This is a genomic window from Streptomyces kryoterrae (assembly GCF_054072135.1).
In genome coordinates this window covers 4,614,844-4,631,318 of sequence record NZ_CM133358.1, presented here as the reverse complement: position 1 = coordinate 4,631,318, position 16,475 = coordinate 4,614,844, and the positions used below count along the sequence as shown (strand labels likewise).

The 16,475-nt window shown below is 68.6% G+C and carries 16 protein-coding genes and 1 pseudogene; 9 read left to right on the top strand and 8 right to left on the bottom strand.

Annotation, left to right across the window (positions count from 1 at the left end; translation table 11 throughout):
* Positions 1 to 226 precede the first annotated feature (226 nt).
* Both ACW4TU_RS19890 and ACW4TU_RS19885 read left to right on the top strand, forming a co-directional pair.
* The gene (locus ACW4TU_RS19890; protein ID WP_457429336.1) at positions 227 to 1,159 is read left to right on the top strand and encodes a hypothetical protein; all 933 of its coding nucleotides are present in this window, start codon (positions 227 to 229) and stop codon (positions 1,157 to 1,159) included.
* Positions 1,160 to 1,433: 274 nt separating this feature from the next.
* Positions 1,434 to 2,372: a hypothetical protein gene (locus tag ACW4TU_RS19885; RefSeq protein ID WP_457429334.1), complete on the top strand. Its 939-nt coding sequence runs from the start codon at positions 1,434 to 1,436 to the stop codon at positions 2,370 to 2,372.
* A gap of 15 nt (positions 2,373 to 2,387) precedes the next feature.
* Here the strand turns inward: ACW4TU_RS19885 and ACW4TU_RS19880 are convergent, their stop codons facing one another.
* The 3 genes from ACW4TU_RS19880 to ACW4TU_RS19870 all read right to left on the bottom strand — a co-directional run bounded on the left by ACW4TU_RS19880 (position 2,388) and on the right by ACW4TU_RS19870 (position 5,632).
* Positions 2,388 to 4,814, bottom strand: coding sequence for an HAD-IC family P-type ATPase (locus ACW4TU_RS19880; protein WP_457429332.1), 2,427 nt, complete (start codon positions 4,812 to 4,814; stop codon positions 2,388 to 2,390).
* A 264-nt stretch (positions 4,815 to 5,078) separates the two neighbouring features.
* Complete coding sequence (locus ACW4TU_RS19875) at positions 5,079 to 5,327, bottom strand: DUF2530 domain-containing protein (RefSeq protein WP_457429331.1); 249 nt, start codon at positions 5,325 to 5,327, stop codon at positions 5,079 to 5,081.
* Positions 5,328 to 5,449: 122 nt separating this feature from the next.
* Positions 5,450 to 5,632 (bottom strand): ribbon-helix-helix protein, CopG family, encoded by a 183-nt coding sequence (locus ACW4TU_RS19870; protein WP_457429329.1) that lies wholly within the window; start codon positions 5,630 to 5,632, stop codon positions 5,450 to 5,452.
* 155 nt (positions 5,633 to 5,787) lie between these two features.
* On the opposite strand from ACW4TU_RS19870, the gene ACW4TU_RS19865 reads away from it, so the two are divergent.
* The 3 genes from ACW4TU_RS19865 (at position 5,788) to thpR (ending at position 8,526) form a co-directional block, all read left to right on the top strand.
* Positions 5,788 to 6,225, top strand: a complete 438-nt coding sequence (locus ACW4TU_RS19865; RefSeq protein WP_235477330.1) for a MarR family winged helix-turn-helix transcriptional regulator — start codon at positions 5,788 to 5,790, stop codon at positions 6,223 to 6,225.
* 406 nt (positions 6,226 to 6,631) lie between these two features.
* Positions 6,632 to 7,912, top strand: a complete 1,281-nt coding sequence (locus tag ACW4TU_RS19860) for an MFS transporter (protein ID WP_457429327.1) — start codon at positions 6,632 to 6,634, stop codon at positions 7,910 to 7,912.
* Between the two features lie 14 nt (positions 7,913 to 7,926).
* Positions 7,927 to 8,526 carry an RNA 2',3'-cyclic phosphodiesterase gene (gene thpR / locus ACW4TU_RS19855; RefSeq protein ID WP_457429325.1) on the top strand — a complete coding sequence of 200 codons (600 nt, stop codon included), beginning with the start codon at positions 7,927 to 7,929 and terminating at the stop codon, positions 8,524 to 8,526.
* Positions 8,527 to 8,689: 163 nt separating this feature from the next.
* On the opposite strand, the gene ACW4TU_RS19850 is transcribed toward thpR, so the two are convergent.
* The gene (locus tag ACW4TU_RS19850; protein WP_457429323.1) at positions 8,690 to 9,682 is read right to left on the bottom strand and encodes an aldo/keto reductase; all 993 of its coding nucleotides are present in this window, start codon (positions 9,680 to 9,682) and stop codon (positions 8,690 to 8,692) included.
* Between the two features lie 200 nt (positions 9,683 to 9,882).
* Between ACW4TU_RS19850 and ACW4TU_RS19845 the strand changes: the two genes are divergently transcribed.
* On the top strand, positions 9,883 to 10,827 hold the full coding sequence (locus ACW4TU_RS19845; protein WP_457429322.1) for a nuclear transport factor 2 family protein: 945 nt from the start codon (positions 9,883 to 9,885) through the stop codon (positions 10,825 to 10,827).
* Between the two features lie 72 nt (positions 10,828 to 10,899).
* On the opposite strand, the gene ACW4TU_RS19840 is transcribed toward ACW4TU_RS19845, so the two are convergent.
* From ACW4TU_RS19840 to ACW4TU_RS19830, 3 genes are all read right to left on the bottom strand, one after another.
* Entirely contained in the window at positions 10,900 to 11,379 is a 480-nt protein-coding gene (locus tag ACW4TU_RS19840) for a carboxymuconolactone decarboxylase family protein (RefSeq protein WP_457429320.1), read from the bottom strand.
* A 267-nt stretch (positions 11,380 to 11,646) separates the two neighbouring features.
* Positions 11,647 to 12,213: a Uma2 family endonuclease gene (locus ACW4TU_RS19835; protein WP_457429318.1), complete on the bottom strand. Its 567-nt coding sequence runs from the start codon at positions 12,211 to 12,213 to the stop codon at positions 11,647 to 11,649.
* A gap of 74 nt (positions 12,214 to 12,287) precedes the next feature.
* Complete coding sequence (locus tag ACW4TU_RS19830) at positions 12,288 to 12,971, bottom strand: GDSL-type esterase/lipase family protein (protein WP_457429317.1); 684 nt, start codon at positions 12,969 to 12,971, stop codon at positions 12,288 to 12,290.
* A 232-nt stretch (positions 12,972 to 13,203) separates the two neighbouring features.
* Here ACW4TU_RS19830 and ACW4TU_RS19825 point away from each other — a divergent pair, with 232 nt between their 5' ends.
* Complete coding sequence (locus tag ACW4TU_RS19825) at positions 13,204 to 14,193, top strand: WD40 repeat domain-containing protein (RefSeq protein WP_457429315.1); 990 nt, start codon at positions 13,204 to 13,206, stop codon at positions 14,191 to 14,193.
* Positions 14,194 to 14,354: 161 nt separating this feature from the next.
* Positions 14,355 to 14,783, top strand: a pseudogene (locus ACW4TU_RS19820) (DUF4158 domain-containing protein); the annotation flags it as partial.
* A gap of 244 nt (positions 14,784 to 15,027) precedes the next feature.
* Here the strand turns inward: ACW4TU_RS19820 and ACW4TU_RS19815 are convergent.
* Entirely contained in the window at positions 15,028 to 15,423 is a 396-nt protein-coding gene (locus ACW4TU_RS19815) for a cupin domain-containing protein (protein WP_457429314.1), read from the bottom strand.
* A 52-nt stretch (positions 15,424 to 15,475) separates the two neighbouring features.
* On the opposite strand from ACW4TU_RS19815, the gene ACW4TU_RS19810 reads away from it, so the two are divergent.
* Entirely contained in the window at positions 15,476 to 16,468 is a 993-nt protein-coding gene (locus tag ACW4TU_RS19810) for a GlxA family transcriptional regulator (RefSeq protein WP_457429312.1), read from the top strand.
* Positions 16,469 to 16,475 lie beyond the last annotated feature (7 nt).

Here is a 16,475-nt window from a genome sequence, read left to right as displayed (position 1 = left end):
CGTACGGCATGCAGTTCCGTGCGGGACAAACCGTAAGTGAGCAGTGATGGTGCTGGACCTCATGTGCGAGGAGGCACAGAAATCCGCACCACCCGTACAACCATTCCCGCCTGTCACGTATCTGAGCATGCGGGTCACCTGACTCCACGATCACTTGGGCCCCCGGTGTGACGACAACCGCGAGGACGACCGCCATCGGGCCCCCTTTCTCCAAGTGGGGAAACGCATGCGTATACGTGCCACCGTGGCCGCCGTCACCGGCGCCCTGGCCCTCTCCGCCCTTGCCGTGCCGGCCGCGCAGGCCGACGGTTCTGTGTCCCGCGCGGATGCCGCCAAGATCCTTGCGGCCGGCCAGGCCGCCTCCGGCAAGTCCGCGTTCAGTGCCTCGGCCGCCGCTGATGACGCCGGCAAGCCGTACGCCCTGAACGCCTCCTTCTCCAACATAAAGATCAACAAGGGCAAGTCGATCGTGGCGGGCATCACCGGCACGATCACCGTGCCGATCACCTACACGCTGACCCACGGCGCCGACGTCGACATCACCGCCGAGGACTTCTTCACCGACGTCGAGCTGTACTACGGCGCCTCGTACGTCGATTCCGACTTCGGGTTGTTCGGCGACGACTGGTCCCACTGCACGGCCGCGTCGACGACCGTCGCCAACTGCACCCAGTCCATCGTGATCCACCCGGCTCGGGACCTGTTCAACGAGACCGCCGGAAAGTGGAAGGCGTTCGCGTACGCCGAAGCCTGGAACGGCCAGGACATGGGCAGTGATGACTTCGACGCCACGAAGGTCGGGGTCGCGGAGAAGGACCTCATCGCCGGCCCGAGCCTCCTGCGCGCCGCGAAGCTGTCGGTCAACGCGACCCCCGAGCCGGTCGTCAAGGGCAAGACCATCACCGTCACCGGCAAGCTGACCCGCGCCAACTGGGACGGCGCCAACTACACCGGGTACGCCGGCCAGCCGGTGCAGCTCCAGTTCCGTAAGAACGGGACCAGCGCCTACACCGTCGTCAAGACCATCAAGACGACGACCACGGGCGACCTGAAGACCACCGTCAAGGCCGCTTCCGACGGTTACTTCCGGTACGTCTTCACGGGGACGGCGACCACCGGCGCCCTCGGTGCCACGCCGGACTTCATCGATGTGAAGTAATCGACGCACAAGTCCATACAGGCGCTAAGTATACCAAATCGTACGTCGGTTGGGTGAAATGTGCGTAACCGCCGTCGACCCTCATGCTCTCGGGGTCGACGGCGGGCCCATGGGTAAGAGGTGCGCAAAATTACGTCCCCCGCGCACAACCAACCACACCCGTATCGGATCTGATCATGGGGGCCAACAGGCTCCACGATCACCCGGGCCCCGGGAAGAGCGCGCGTCGATGCGGACGATCGCCGCCGGGTCCCTTCTCCATGTGGGGAAACGCATGCGTATACGTGCCACTGTGGCCGCAGTCACCGGCGCCCTGGCCCTCTCCGCCCTTGCCGTGCCGGCCGCGCAGGCCGATGTCCACGCTTCCGGCGGTGACTCCGCCTACCGCGCGGCGGTCGCGAAGATCCTGGGGAACGGAGGCAAGAGCGCGTTCGTCACGTCGCCTGTCGATGGTGGTCTGCCGTACGAGCTGAACGTCTCCTTCTCCAACCTCAAGGTCGCCAAGTCGATCAACGTTGGTGCCGGCGGGCACGTCGTCGTCCCGGTCACCTACACGCTGACCCACGGCACCGAGGTCAACATCAAGGCCTCCGACTTCATGAGCGGGCCCGTCCTCTACACGGGCGCTGACGACGAAGATCCCGATTCGTTCAACGCGATCCAAGGCGAGAAGCCCGCCATCTGCACCGCCACCTCGACGACGGTCGCGAACTGCAAGGCCAACATTGACATCTACCCGGCTGAGGGTGACCTGATCAACGCCAACGCCGGGGCCGTCTGGACGGCCGGCGCATTCGCCATCGCCCTCAACGGCCAGGATCTCGAGGGTGACAACATCGACCCGTCCAAGATCGGTACCAAGTCCCAGGGCGACCTCGGCACCACGACCGTGCGGCGCCTCTCCAAGCTGACGGTCAACGCCACGCCGGAGCCCGTCGTCAAGGGCAAGACCATCACCGTCACCGGCAAGCTGACCCGCGCCAACTGGGACGGGCCCAACTACACCGGGTACGCGACCCAGCCGGTGCAGCTCCAGTTCCGTAAGAACGGGACCAGCGCCTACACCGTCGTCAAGACCATCAAGACGACGACCACGGGCGACCTGAAGACCACTGTCAAGGCGACCGCCGACGGGTTCTTCCGGTACGTCTTCGCGGGTACCGCGACCACCGTGGGCGCGAGCGCCGCCGCGGACTTCATCGACGTGAAGTAAGCCTCGCCGTACGGCTCATGCCGGGAAGCGGCGGTCCACCCACCTCCACAGGATCTCCAGGGTGGCCGCCGCCACCGCCGCGATGCCCACCGCGATCCACGGCATCGTCACGCCCACCAGCTTCAGCGCGAAGAACTCCTGGAGCGACGGTACGACGAGTACCACCAGGAAAGCCGCGCCCATCGAGGCGACCAGGACGATCCGCCACCAGGTGTAGGGGCGGGCGACGATCGCCAGCACCCACATGGAGATCAGGAACAGGGTGAGGGTCGCCGCGCTCGTCTCCGCGTCCAACGAGCCCTCGCCCGTGTAGTAGTGACGGGCTATCAGGTAGGTCGCGAAGGTTGCCACCCCGGCCAGTACACCGCCCGGGATCGAGTAGCGCATGACCCGCCGTACGAAGTGGGGTTTCGCGCGTTCCTTGTTGGGGGCCAGGGCCAGGAAGAAGGCCGGGATGCCGATCGTCAGGGTGGAGAGCAGCGTCAAGTGGCGTGGGAGGAAGGGGTATTCGACCTGGAAGCAGACCACCAGGACGGCCAGGAGGACCGAGTAGACCGTTTTCACCAGGAACAGCGTTGCCACGCGGGTGATGTTGCCGATGACCCTGCGGCCCTCCGCGACCACCGAAGGCAGTGTCGCGAAGCTGTTGTCGAGGAGGACGATCTGGGCCACGGCCCTCGTCGCCTCCGAGCCCGATCCCATGGCCACGCCGATGTCGGCGTCCTTCAGGGCCAGTACGTCGTTCACGCCGTCGCCCGTCATCGCCACCGTGTGTCCACGTGACTGCAGCGCGCCCACCATGTCCCGCTTCTGCTGCGGGGTGACCCTGCCGAAAACCGTCGCTTCGTCCAGTGCCTTCGCCATCTCCACTGGCTCGGTGGGGAGTTGACGGGCGTCCACCGTCGTGCCGGTCAGGCCCAGTTTGCCTGCCACCGCGCCCACCGACACCGCGTTGTCGCCCGAGATGACCTTCGCGTCGACGTCCTGCTCGGCGAAGTAGCGCAGCGTGTCCGCCGCGTCCGGGCGCAGACGCTGCTCCAGGACCACCAGGGCGGTGGGGGTTGTCCCCGTGGCCACCTCCGGGTGGTCGAGTTCGCTGGTGGTGCGGGTGAGGAGGAGGACGCGCAGACCGGCCTGGTTCAGGCGGTCCGTCTCGGCGAGGGCCGGGTCCTCGGCCGAGAGCAGTACGTCCGGGGCGCCCAGCAGCCAGGTGCTCGTCTCCCCGTTGCCCTCGCTGAACGACGCTCCGCTGTACTTGCGCGCCGAGGAAAACGGCAGCGACTCGGTGCAGCGCCAGTCCTCGCTGTCCGGGTAGGCGGCGATGACGGCCTTGAGGGAGGCGTTCGGGCGGGGGTCGGACTCACCGAGCGCGCCCAGGACCCGCCGTACGTACGCCTCGTCGCCGCCGTTGAGCGACCGCAGCTCGGTCACGTCCATGCCGCCCTCGGTCAGCGTGCCCGTCTTGTCCAGGCAGACCGTGTCGACACGCGCGAGGCCCTCGATCGCGGGCAACTCCTGTACGAGGCACTGCTGTCGGCCGAGCCGGATGACACCGATCGCGAAGGCGACGGAGGTCAGGAGGACGAGGCCCTCGGGGACCATGGGGACAATGCCGCCCACCGTACGGGCGATCGAGTCCTTCACGTCGTTTTCCTTGACCACCAGTTGGGTGATGCACAGGCCGATCGCGGCCGGCAGCATCATCCAGGTCACGTACTTGAGGATCGTCGAGATTCCGGTACGGAGTTCCGAGTGGACGAGAGTGAAACGGGAGGCCTCTTCGGCGAGTTGGGCCGCGTAGGCCTCGCGGCCGACCTTCGTGGCCGTGAAGGCGCCGCCGCCCGCGACGACGAAACTGCCCGACATGACCTGGTCGCCGGGCTGTTTGACGACGGGGTCGGCCTCGCCGGTGAGCAGCGACTCGTCGATCTCGAGCCCGTCGGCCTCGACGCACTCGCCGTCCACGACGATCCTGTCGCCGGGGCCGATCTCGATGAGGTCCCCGAGGACGATGTCGGAGGTGCTCACCGCGGTGGCGACGCCGTCCCGGCGGACCGTTGGTCTGGCTTCGCCGATCACGGCCAGGGAGTCGAGGGTCTTCTTCGCCCGCCACTCCTGGATGATGCCGATGCCGGTGTTGGCGAGGATGACGTATCCGAACAGGGTGTCCTGGAACGGGGCGACGAACATCGTGATCAGCCAGAGCACGCCGATGATCGCGTTGAACCGGGTGAAGACGTTGGCGCGGACTATCTCGGCGATGCTGCGGCTGCTGCGTACGGGGATGTCGTTGACCTCGCCGCGGGCGACGCGGTCGGCGACCTCAGCGGGGGTGAGGCCGTGGGCGCGGGCGCGGGCTGGTGCGTCCCTGCCCGGCGTGGTGCTGGGGAGGGGGACGGGGTGCACAGGATCGAGTTCGGCGCCGGCGTCGATGTGCGTCATGTGTTCGACGGTACGTGCGGATTCAGGGCTTCACCCGGTGGGAGAGGCAAAGATCCGACCTGGGGAGGAGGGGTGGGGTGGGGAGTGGTGCGGTGGTTGTAGTCGGGGGTGCGTAGGGGTCGGCGGTGGGGGCACGGTTTTTTTTGGGTCTCGCCCCCGCCGCCCCTACCCGTGCCATCCCGTTCCTGGGGGCCGCGCCCCCAGACCCCCGCTTTCGGCCCTCAAGGGGGGCCTCGTCCTCAATCGCCGGACGGGCTGAAATACCTACTCCGCCTGCGTCCGCTTGATCGCCGCGTCCCGTCCCCGGACGTACCAGATGCCGATCAGGCCCAGGGCCGTGCCCGCGAGGCAGGTCCAGACCCACCACTCGTGGTCGTGGTCCTCGTACCAGCCGTAGAAGGGGAGCTGGGCCAGGAAGAGGACGAACCAGAGGATCGTGAGGCCCGTGATGGTGGCGACGACGGGGCCCTCCAGGGGCTCCGGCGCCTCGTGCTTCGGTGTCCACTTCGCCATGCGCACAGCTTACGAGGCCGCCCTGCGGGCGCGCCGCAGGCCCATGGCTCCCCCACTGCCTGTTGCCGGCGCCGGCGCTGGCTGACCCGCCTCACCCCGTCCCACCTGGTCCACGAGGTGTCCTACGGCACCCCGTAGAACTTCTCCGTCTCCTCGACGGCGGTCTGGAAACGCTCGTCGAAGTCGTCGCGGACGAGCGTCCGGACCACGTAGTCCTGCACGCTCATCCCCCTTTTCGCCGCATGGGCCCGGAGCCGGTCGAGCAGCTCCCCGTCTATCCGCAGGCTGAGCACGTTGGTCCCCATGGAGACGAGGGTCGCGGGCCGGTGCGGGGCGGCGGGGGGCTTTTTGCGGTCGGTTCACTCGTACGTGTGATGTGGAGGTTCCGTGGCCCGCATCACGGGCATCTCGGCGTGTTTCGAGTGGTCTTTAGTCAGGGTAATGAGTTACGCTAAAGAACATGCATGACCTAACCCATGGCGACGACGCTGCCGCCGTGAACTCCCTGCGCTCCGCCGTGATGCGCCTGTCGCGCCGACTCAAGCACCAGCGTGTGGACGAGTCGCTGAGCCCCACCGAGATGTCGGTGCTGGGCACTCTTGCCCGCTGCGGCTCGGCCACGCCGGGCGAGCTGGCCCGCAAGGAGCATGTGCAGCCGCCCTCCATGACTCGTATCGTCGCGTTGTTGGAGGGCAAGGGCCTGGTCAGGCTGGAGCCGCATCCCGAGGACCGGCGCCAGAAGGTCGTCACCCAGACCGAGACGGCCGAGGCGATGCTCGAAGAGAGCCGCCGCAGGCGGAACGCCTGGCTGGCCGGTCTGGTCGAGGACCTGGACGAGGACGAGTGGGCCAAACTGCGCGCCGCCGCCCCCGTACTGGAGAAGCTCGCACATCTGTAAGCAGGACCCAGCAAGGAGGCGATTACCTTTGAGTTCGGGAACCGGAGCACACTCCGCACCCGCACCAGCCGCCCACGACCCCCAGCCCGCTCCCCACCCCACCGCGCCCGTGACTCCGACGGCGCCTGTGACTCCGGCGGCGCCTGTCAGTCCCGCCGCGCCTGTCACTCCGGCAGCGCCTGTCGCTCCCACCGCGCCCGCGGCTCCGGTGAAGCCCGTGGCTCCGACGGCGCCCGCAACCCCCACCGCGCCCGCGGCTCCGGCGACGCCCGTGCCCCCCGCCGCGCCCGTGACTTCCTCCGAGCCCGCGGGTCGCCCCGAGCCCGGCGATCGCCCGGAGTCGCCTGCCGGGCTCCCCGCGCCTTCCGTCGAGGCGGAGTCCCCCCGCGCCGGCTCCCGTACCGCCATGTTCAGTTCCCTGAAGGTCCGGAACTACCGTCTCTTCTTCCTCGGCCAGGTCGTGTCCAACATCGGCACCTGGATGCAGCGCATCGCCCAGGACTGGCTGGTCCTGAGCCTCACCGGCTCCTCGACCGCCGTCGGCATCACGACCGCGCTGCAGTTCCTGCCGATGCTGCTCTTCGGCCTGTACGGCGGTGTCCTCGTCGACCGGCTGCCCAAGCGCCCCACGCTGCTCGTCACGCAGGCGATGATGGCCGTCACCGGCCTCGCGCTCGCCGCCCTGACCCTCACCGGGGGTGTCGAGGTCTGGCACGTCTACCTCGCCGCCTTCGCCGTCGGTCTCGCCACGGTCGTCGACAACCCGGCCCGGCAGTCCTTCGTGTCCGAGATGGTCGGGCCCGGGCAGCTCCAGAACGCTGTCAGCCTCAACTCCGCGAACTTCCAGTCCGCACGCCTCGTCGGACCCGCCGTCGCCGGTGTGATGATCACCGGCGTCGGTACGGGCTGGGCCTTCCTCTTCAACGGCCTGTCCTTCGTCGCCCCCATGGCCGCCCTGCTCCTCATGCGGGGCCGCGACCTGCGTGCCGTGGAGCGGGCGCCGCGTGCCAAGGGGCAGCTGCGTGAGGGCCTCCACTATGTCGCCGGGCGGCCCGAGCTGGTCTGGCCGATCGTCCTCATCGGGTTCATCGGCACCTTCGGCTTCAACTTCCCGGTCGTCCTCTCGGCCTACGCGGACGACGTCTTCCACGCGGGCGCCGGCGCGTACAGCCTCTTCAACACCCTGATGGCGGTCGGTTCCCTGACCGGCGCCCTGCTCGCCGCCCGGCGCGGTACGGCGAAGCTGCGCGTCCTCGTCGCGGCGGCCGTGGCCTTCGGCACGCTGGAGGTCGTGGCCGCGGTGGCCCCGTCCCTGTGGCTGTTCGCGCTGCTGATGGTGCCGATCGGAATCGCCGGCCTGACGGTCAACGTCACGGCGAACACCTCGATCCAGATGTCCACCGACCCGGCCATGCGCGGTCGGGTCCTGGCCCTGTTCATGATGGTCTTCATGGGCGGTACGCCGGTCGGCGCACCGATAGTCGGCTGGATCACGGACGCGTACGGCCCCCGGGTCGGCCTCGCCTTCGGCGGCGTCGTCGCGACGGCCGCCGCCCTGACGGTCGGCCTGGTCCTGGCCCGGGTCGGCGGCCTGAAGGTCTCCGCCGTCTGGAACTCCGGACACCCGCGCGTCAGCCTCGTCAAGCGCCAGGAGGAGCATCGGGAGCCGGTGGCCTCCGTGGCGTGAGTACGGTGAGCGCCATGAGTTCCACGAGTGCCACGAACACCGTCAGGCTGTTCGCCGCCGTGCTTCCGCCCGAGGACGTCTCCGCCCAACTCGCCGACGCGGTGGCCGGGTTGAGGGGCCTGCCGGGTGCGGACGGGCTGCGCTGGACCGGCGTACCCGGCTGGCACTTCACCCTCGCCTTCTATGGCGAGGTGGACGAGGACGTCGTACCGGAACTGTCGGAGCGGCTGGCCCGGGCCGCCCACCGTACGGATGCGTTCGCGCTGGCGGTGTGCGGCGGCGGGCAGTTCGGGCACGGGCGGGCGCTGTGGGCGGGCGCCGCCGGTGAGGTGCGCGTACTGGGTCTGCTGGCCGACCGGGCGGAGGCGGCGGGCAGGAAGGCGGGCGTCGACATGGGGGAGCACCGGCACTACAAGCCCCACCTCACCGTGGCCCGCAGCCGCGAGGCCTTCGAGGTGCGGCCGTACGTCGAGGCCCTGGACGCGTTCACGAGCCGCACCTGGACGGTGGACGACCTGGCGCTCGTGCGCAGCGATCTGCCGAGGTCGGGGGTGCCGGGGGAGCAGCCCCGGTACGAGGTGGTCGCCCGTTGGTCCCTCGGTGCGGCCGGTTAGGCTCGACGGCGTGAATCCGAAAATCCGGAACCGGGTGATGGCCGGTGCGCTCGTGCTGATGTTCGTGGTGGTGGGGGTGGCGGCGGCGGTCGGGAAGTGACGTGAGCCGGACTCCGGCCTGCCTCGCGACCGCCGCCCACCTGTTACGCCTGGTGCCCGCGCCTCACCAGGCGAAGGCCTCCGGTGACGGGCCCGGGCCCGGGAAGATCTCGTCGAGCGAGGTCAGCAGGTCGTCGCTCAGCTCCAGCTCGGACGCCCGTACCGCCGACTCCAACTGTTCCGCGGTGCGCGGGCCGACGATCGGGCCGGTGACGCCGGGGCGGGTGAGCAGCCAGGCGAGAGCCGCCTCGCCGGGCTCGATGCCGTGCTTGTCGAGCAGGTCCTCGTACGCCTGGATCCGGGCGCGGGAGGCGGGGTCGGCGAGGGTGTCGGCCGCGCGGCCACTCGCCCGCCGGCCGCCCTGGACCTCCTTCTTGATGACGCCGCCGAGCAGCCCGCCATGCAGCGGCGACCAGGGGATGACGCCGAGCCCGTACTCCTGCGCGGCCGGGATGACCTCCATCTCGGCGCGCCGTTCGATGAGGTTGTAGAGGCACTGCTCGCTGACGAGCCCGATGGTGCCCCCGCGCCGGGCGGCGATCTCGTTGGCCTGGGCGATCTTGTACCCCGGGAAGTTGCTCGAACCCGCGTAGAGGATCTTCCCCTGCTGTACGAGCACGTCGATCGCCTGCCAGATCTCCTCGAAGGGAGTCGAGCGGTCGATGTGGTGGAACTGGTAGACGTCGATGTAGTCGGTCTGGAGCCGCTTCAGCGAGGCGTCCACCGAGCGGCGGATGTTGAGCGCGGAGAGCTTGTCGTGGTTGGGCCAGGCGTCGCCCTCCGGGGCCATGTTGCCGTACATCTTGGTGGCGAGGACCACCTTGTCGCGGCGTTCGGCACCCTTGGCGAACCAGTTGCCGATGATCGATTCCGTACGGCCCTTGTTCTCGGCCCAGCCGTAGACGTTGGCGGTGTCGAAGAAGTTGATGCCCGTTTCCAGGGCCGCGTCCATGATCGCGTGGCTGTCGGCCTCGTCGGTCTGGGGGCCGAAGTTCATGGTCCCGAGGACGAGTCGGCTGACCTTGAGTCCTGTGCGTCCGAGCTGCGTGTACTTCATGACTGTTCAGCCAACGTCGTGGAGTGCGCTCTAGGCAAGGGCGGGCCGGGCCGGGCCGGCAGCCCTTGACGCTAACTCGTGGTTAGTGCTTACGTATGCACAGCGCGACTCGCTTTAAGTTTCAAGATTCTGGTCGCCGTCTGGCTCGCCGTCTGATTCGTCGTCAAGATCCCGAGAGAGGGAGCACTGTGACCCCCCACATGCCTGCCCCGCACCTGCCCGTCCGCCGTGTCCTCGTCGCCGCGCTCGCCGCGTCCGCCCTGCTGGGCGCCGCGACCCTGCCCGCCGTCGCCTCGCCGTCCGCCGGTGGGCGTCACGTCGTCGGGTACGGCGGGTACATCGGTGACGGCGTCCGGCTCGACTACCAGAAGGACGTTGCCGTACGCGTCCTCAAGGGCGTGTTCGAGCGGGGTGACACCGCGGTCGTGGACAGGTTCGTACGGGCCGACTACATCCAGCACAACCCGTTCGCGGCCGACGGCTCCGGGACGCTGAAGAACCTGGCCACCGGGGTGCACCAGCAGTTCCCCGAGGCGAAGTACGACGTCAAGCGGGTCATCTCCGAGGGCGATCTCGTCCTGGTGCACTCCAACGTCGTCCTGACGCCGGGGAGCCGCGGCTCGGCGGTCTTCGACATCTTCCGGTTCCGGGACGGCAGGATCGCCGAGCACTGGGACACCGGGCAGAACGTGCCGGACACCAGCGCGAACGGCAACGACATGTTCTCCACGGTCAGTTGGCCGCGGAGCGAGCAGCCGGGTCCGCGGTGGCTCACCGCCTACAACAAGAAGCTGGTGACCAAGGCGTTCGACCGGCTCATCGTCGCCAAGGATCTGTCCGCGCTCGACACGTACTGGGGGACCGAGTACCACCAGCACAATCCGAGCATCGCGGACGGTGTGGCCGGTGCGCGGGAAGGGCTCGGAGGGTACTTCCGGGCGTTCCCGGAGCTGGCGGTGTCCCGCAAGCGGGTGGTGGCGGAAGGGGATCTGGTCGCCGTGCACAGCCACTACGTAAACGCGCCGGGCGAGCGCGGACAGGCCGTCGTGGACCTGTTCCGGGTGCGGGGCGGGAAGATCGTCGAGCACTGGGACGTGCTGCAGGACGTGCCGGCCACTTCGGCCAACGACAACACGATGTTCTGAGTGACCGGGCCGCCCTGCCTCCCGCTGGGTGGCCCCGCCACCCCGGTCGCCCGGCAGCGGGCGTCGCCGTCGTCAGAGCTGGGCGAACATGCCGGGCACGTAGTCGCCGGCGGGCTGCTGGACGATGACGTTCATCCGGTTGAAGGCGTTGATGAGGGTGATGGTGAGGACCAGCGCGGTGAGCTGCTCCTCGTCGTAGTACTTGGCGGCGTTCGCCCAGGCCTCGTCCGTGACGCCGCCGGCCGCGTCCGCGATACGGGTGCCCTGCTCCGTCAGCTCCAGCGCGGCGCGCTCGGCGTCGGTGAACACCGTGGCCTCGCGCCAGGCCGCGACCAGGTGGAGGCGCTGCGCGGTCTCTCCCGCCGCGGTGGCCTCCTTGGTGTGCATGTCGGTGCAGAAACCGCAGCCGTTGATCTGGCTGGCGCGGAGCCGCACCAGCTCCTGTGTCGCGAGCGGCAGGGCCGATTCCGTGGCCGCCTTGCCCGCCGCGACGAGGTGCTTCGTGGCCTTGGCGGCGACCGGGCTGGCGAAGAGGTTCAAACGGGCTTCCATGGTGGGCTCCTCCGTGATGGGTGCTGCTGCCTTGTGGGGCGTTACACATGCACGACGGGGCGGAGCGGCGGGATGTGACATGGCTGAGCGAATGTGACGTGGGTCTCGTCGGAGCCGACGGCGCCGAGGCGCCCTTCGAGTGGCTCCACGGCCTGGCGAGCCGGCGGGAGCGCCAGGGCGGGACCGGCGGGGGACGAGAACCGCGACTCCGAGTTGATCCGCGAGTGGTTCGGGTCAGGGTGGTCGACACTCCCCTTGCCACCCACCTCAAGTACCGCTTCGTGGCGTCTGGTCGCGGGGGAACTCGTCCGTCTTGAGGGTGAGGCCGACGACGGTGTCGCCGAAGGAGAGCTTCGTCTCGGTCGCGTACTCGCCGTTCTTGGGGTGGGTGCAGAGGAAGCACCTGCCCTGGTAGGGGTCGGCGATGAGATAGACGGGCACTTCGGCATCGGCGTAGGCGGACTTCTTGGGGCCGTAGTCATTGGCGGCGGTCTTCTTCGAGATCACTTCGGCGACGAACTCGACGTCCTGGTAGCGCCACAGGCCCTTGTCGTCCTTTGCGGCATCCTCGGCCAACAGCGTCACGTCGGTGGCGAACCCGTTGAGGTAGCCGGGGTAGTCGATGCGGACATCGGACTTCAGGCCTTTGCGTGAGTAGGTGGCCCCCAGTTGCTCGTGGATGTCCGCAGTGATCTCCAAGGGAGTGTCCCGCTGGGGTGAGACGAAGACGTGGCCCCCGACAATCTCGGTTCTGTACCCCTGGGGAAGGGGACTTTGCTCCAGCCACTCGAACATCGCGTCGAGTGTGGGCTCATCGCCAATGCCGTCGGCCATGTCGATCCTCTCCTCGAGAACTGTCACCGGGACGTCAACGACGTACGCGGCGGCTGGGCCACGCCTCGATCCAGTCAGTCGGTTCCAGCCCCGTACCGGTCCCCCAGATCCCAGGCCTCGTGCAGCGAGTCCGCGAACGCGCCCGCGATCTTGTGCTCGCCGTTCGCGTTGGGATGCGTGCCGTCGTACGTGTCGTGGTGGATGTCGTACGAGGGCGGGGGTGATGCCAGGAGCAGGGGGGAGCGGGGTTCGGCCAGGTCGGCCGCCGTCTTCGCGAGGAGTTCGTTGAAGCGGGTGACCTGGGCGGCGAAAGGCGGGTCCGTCTCCGCGCGGACGTTCGGGATCACCGGGAGCAGGGCGATGGCGATGCGCGGGTTGGAGCGTCGGGCCTCGGCCACGAAGAGGCGGGCGTTGTCCGCCGTCTGGTCCGCGTCCGTGTAGAAGCCGAGGTCGATCAGGCCCAGGGAGACCAGCAGGACATCCGGCTTGTGGGCGTGTACCGCGTCCGCGATCAGCGGGGTCATGTGGTGCCAGCCCTCGCCCCAGCCGGCCAGATGGGCGCGGGGGAAGTCCGGGTCGGCGTACTCGTAGGAGTCGGCGGTGTCCGTCGCCTTGTCGTACAGCGCCTCGCGCGGGCCGACGATCCGGAACGGGCCGCCGTACGTCTCCCGCAGGTGCTGCCACAACCGGTAGCGCCAGGTGTGTTCACCGGCACTGCCGATGGTCATGGAGTCGCCTACGGGCATCAACCTGAGCATCCGCTCATGATGAGGGATGGGGGGAGGGGCATGGGACGCGTGCGGTGTGTGAGTCGGGCCACCCGGTGTCAGGCGAATGTCAGGTGTAGGTCGGCTTGCGGGCAGTTGTACGTCAGCGAGCGGCCGATCCGGCACTGATCCGGCACTGATCCGGCACTGATCCCGCACTGATCCGGCGGGCGCTCAGGGTCGTGGGCCTCGTATCGATCGCCGGGATGGCACGCTTGGGGGCATGCGCCGATCGCTCGCCCTCCTCGCCGGGGGCCTACTCGTCGGGGCGCTCGCCGCGCCCGTCTCCGCTGCCGATGGTGACCAGGACTTCACCATCAAGGACCCGCGGATCACCGAGTCCAGCGGTCTCGCGGCCTCCCGCCAGCACCCGGGCGTCTACTGGACCCACAACGACAGCGACGACGGCGCCTTCCTGTACGCGATCGACAGCGCGACCGGGCAGACCGTCGCCACCGTCACCATGACCGGCGTGGGCAGACCCCGCGACATCGAGGCCATCTCCATCGGGCCGGACAACCAGATCTACGTCGGCGACATCGGCGACAATGATGGTGTGACCTGGGATTATGTGTGGGTTTACCGGCTCACCGAGCCCAAGGTGCTCAAAAACCAGACGATCCGCGCCACGCAGTACGTCGTGAAGTACTCGGACGGTTCGCGGGACGCCGAGTCCCTCGTCGTGCATCCGAAGACGGGGCGCGTCTACATCATCGACAAGCAGGAGGACGGCGGCCATCTGTACGCCGGCCCGGCCAAGCTCTCCTCCTCCGGCGCCAACGTCTTCCGGCCCGTCGCCGCCGTCGACATGTGGGCCACCGACGCCGCGTTCTCGCCCGACGGGCAGCAGTTGGCCGTACGGGGGTACTTCGGGGGTGTCTCCTACGCCTGGAACGGCGGAAAGCTCAAGCGGCAGGGGCAGCTCGACGTGCCGTTGCAGGGGCAGGGGGAGTCGGTCACGTACAGCCGCGACGGGTCCAGGATCATGTACGGGAGTGAGGGTGCCGAGAGCGGGGTCGAGGCCGAGGACGCTCCGTCGTACGGGAAGTCAGGTGGCTCCGACTCGGCTTCCGGTAACGGGAGTTCGGCCTCGGGTGGCGGGGGAGGCGGGGGTTCCGAGGGGAACGTCAGGACCGGGGCCATCGCTGTCGGCGTGCTCTTCGTCGCCTATCTCGGGCTGAAGCGGCTTCGGCGGCGGCGGCCGTCGTCGTGATCGTCCCGGGGGTCCTGCCCGCGAGGGCCGGGGCGGGGCTTGAGGAACATCTATGGCGGATCGTGCGCTAAGCCTTCTCAGCGCTGATCGGCGCTTTGACCTGGGGTGATTGCGTGCCGGAGCCTTCGTAGGTCGCTGTTGTCGATCTTCGGAGAGTTGCTGTGGCGGTCGAGTTCCTGTCGGGTGAGCAGGTTGGGTACGGGGCGTTCGTCGGGGCGCCGTCGCGTACGGAGTTGGAGCGGTACTTCTTCCTGGACGACGCGGACCGGGAGGCGGTGCAGGCCAAGCGTCGTGCCCACAACCGCCTCGGGTACGCAGTCCAGCTCACGAGCGTGCGCTACTTGGGCCGGTTTCTGCCGGACCTGAGGCAGGTGCCGGAGGAGGTGGTCGAGTATCTGGCCGAGCAGTTGGAGATCGCGGACCCGTCGTGTCTGAAGGAGTACGGCGAGCGGGACGGGACTGCTCGCACCCACGCCGGGGAGATCCAGGAGGCCGGGGGCTGGCGGGACTTCGCAAAGGTCTCGGCGGAGCTGAGTGAGTGGCTGGACGCGCGGGCCTGGACGACCGGGGACGGGCCGAAGGCGTTGTTCGCGGACGGCTTCGACGTCCGTGACGAGGACGTCGCCCGCCTGTCGCCGTTCGTACGGCATCACATCAACATGCTCGGCCGCTATTCCTTCCAGCTCCCCGACTTGCCCGGCGGAATGCGCCCCCTGCGCGATCAGGACGCCGCCGAAGATTGAGTACCGCGCAGCTCCATCCGGGCAGGTCGGTGAAACGGTAGGACCCGGTGACGCGCTGATGCCAGTGAAAGGGGGCCCGAAGCTTGTCGGCTCAGGTGTTGAGTGTGTGCCCGGTCGTTGCGTCCACGTGGTCCGGGATCTCGTCGTGGCGATCGCCCACGGTCGGCGTCCCGGCGGGCTCGAACATAAGGATCGCGGCGCCGGACGGAGAGTACGGCTTGTGCTCCGTACCTCGGGAGACGGTGAAGACCGCCCCCTGCGGGAGCAGGACCGTGCGCTCCCCGGCGGGCTCGCGCAAGGAGATGTGCAGTTCTCCTTCGAGTACCAGGAAGAACTCGTCGGTGTCGTCGTGGGCGTGCCAGATGTGGTCGCCCTGGACCTTGGCGATGCGGACGTCGTAGTCGTTGACGCGCGTGACGATGCGGGGGCTCCACAGGGCATCGAAGGAGGCCAGAGCCTTGCTGAGGGGGATCGGTTCGTTGCTCATGTGCTCATCCTTCAGTCTGTCGTACGCCTGGCGTGAGTGCTAGGAATTGCATATGGCGAAAGAATCCTCGCAGGCAGTTCGCTCGGCGGGCGTACACCGGGTCGTCGTGATCGTGGACGAGAACTCGAACCCCTTCGAGCTCGGCTGCGCGACCGAGATCTTCGGACTGCGCAGACCGGAGATCGGCCGTGACCTCTACGACTTCAGGCTCTGCTCCCCCGAGCCCCACACCCTGATGCGCGACGGATTCTTCACGCTCACGGGAATCGCCGACTTGGAAGCGGCCGATGCCGCGGACACCTTGATCGTCCCCAATCGCCCAGACGTCGAGGTGCCCCGCCGACCGGCCGTGCTCGATGCCGTCCGACGGGCGCACGCGCGCGGTGCGCGCCTGGTCGGCTTCTGCAGCGGCGCCTTCACGCTGGCCGAGGCCGGAGTCCTCGACGGGCGCCGGGCCACCGCGCACTGGCAATGGGCGGATTCCTTCCGGGCCCGCTTCCCATCTGTCCACCTCGAATCAGACGTGCTGTTCGTGGATGACGGTGACATCCTTACCGCTGCGGGGAGCGCGGCCGCGCTCGACCTTGGACTGCATGTGGTGCGCCGCGACCACGGAGCGGAGGTCGCTAACTCCGTGAGCCGGCGACTGGTCTTCGCCGCGCACCGGGACGGCGGGCAGCGGCAGTTCGTGGAGCGCCCCATGCCCGACCTGCCGGACGAGTCCCTGGCACCTGTCCTGGTCTGGGCCCAGGAACGGTTGGACTCACCGCTCACCGTGCCCGACCTTGCGGCACGCGCGGCGGTCAGTGCGGCGACGCTGCATCGCCGCTTCCAAGCGCAACTGGGCACGACGCCGTTGACCTGGCTGACGGGGGAACGACTTGCCCTCGCATGCCGCTTGATCGAGCGGGGCGAGTCCCGCTTCGAGATGGTCGCGCGGCGCAGCGGGCTCGGCACCGCCGCCAACCTGCGTACGCTGATGCGCCGCGAGACCGGCATCACTCCGTCGGCATACAAGCGTCGGTTCGGGCCCGAGGCGAATTGACGGCAGG

Bases quoted from the DNA above. Each gene is read 5' to 3' on its own strand.
- ACW4TU_RS19810 (WP_457429312.1), top strand. From the start codon at position 15,476: ATGGCGAAAGAATCCTCGCAGGCAGTTCGCTCGGCGGGCGTACACCGG.
- ACW4TU_RS19830 (WP_457429317.1), bottom strand. From the start codon at position 12,971: ATGCTCAGGTTGATGCCCGTAGGCGACTCCATGACCATCGGCAGTGCC.
- ACW4TU_RS19850 (WP_457429323.1), bottom strand. From the start codon at position 9,682: ATGAAGTACACGCAGCTCGGACGCACAGGACTCAAGGTCAGCCGACTC.
- ACW4TU_RS19860 (WP_457429327.1), top strand. From the start codon at position 6,632: ATGTTCAGTTCCCTGAAGGTCCGGAACTACCGTCTCTTCTTCCTCGGC.
- ACW4TU_RS19870 (WP_457429329.1), bottom strand. From the start codon at position 5,632: ATGGGGACCAACGTGCTCAGCCTGCGGATAGACGGGGAGCTGCTCGAC.
- ACW4TU_RS19890 (WP_457429336.1), top strand. From the start codon at position 227: ATGCGTATACGTGCCACCGTGGCCGCCGTCACCGGCGCCCTGGCCCTC.
- ACW4TU_RS19815 (WP_457429314.1), bottom strand. From the start codon at position 15,423: ATGAGCAACGAACCGATCCCCCTCAGCAAGGCTCTGGCCTCCTTCGAT.
- ACW4TU_RS19865 (WP_235477330.1), top strand. From the start codon at position 5,788: ATGCATGACCTAACCCATGGCGACGACGCTGCCGCCGTGAACTCCCTG.
- ACW4TU_RS19845 (WP_457429322.1), top strand. From the start codon at position 9,883: ATGCCTGCCCCGCACCTGCCCGTCCGCCGTGTCCTCGTCGCCGCGCTC.
- ACW4TU_RS19875 (WP_457429331.1), bottom strand. From the start codon at position 5,327: ATGGCGAAGTGGACACCGAAGCACGAGGCGCCGGAGCCCCTGGAGGGC.
- ACW4TU_RS19835 (WP_457429318.1), bottom strand. From the start codon at position 12,213: ATGGCCGACGGCATTGGCGATGAGCCCACACTCGACGCGATGTTCGAG.
- ACW4TU_RS19840 (WP_457429320.1), bottom strand. From the start codon at position 11,379: ATGGAAGCCCGTTTGAACCTCTTCGCCAGCCCGGTCGCCGCCAAGGCC.
- ACW4TU_RS19880 (WP_457429332.1), bottom strand. From the start codon at position 4,814: ATGACGCACATCGACGCCGGCGCCGAACTCGATCCTGTGCACCCCGTC.
- ACW4TU_RS19885 (WP_457429334.1), top strand. From the start codon at position 1,434: ATGCGTATACGTGCCACTGTGGCCGCAGTCACCGGCGCCCTGGCCCTC.
- ACW4TU_RS19825 (WP_457429315.1), top strand. From the start codon at position 13,204: ATGCGCCGATCGCTCGCCCTCCTCGCCGGGGGCCTACTCGTCGGGGCG.
- thpR (WP_457429325.1), top strand. From the start codon at position 7,927: ATGAGTTCCACGAGTGCCACGAACACCGTCAGGCTGTTCGCCGCCGTG.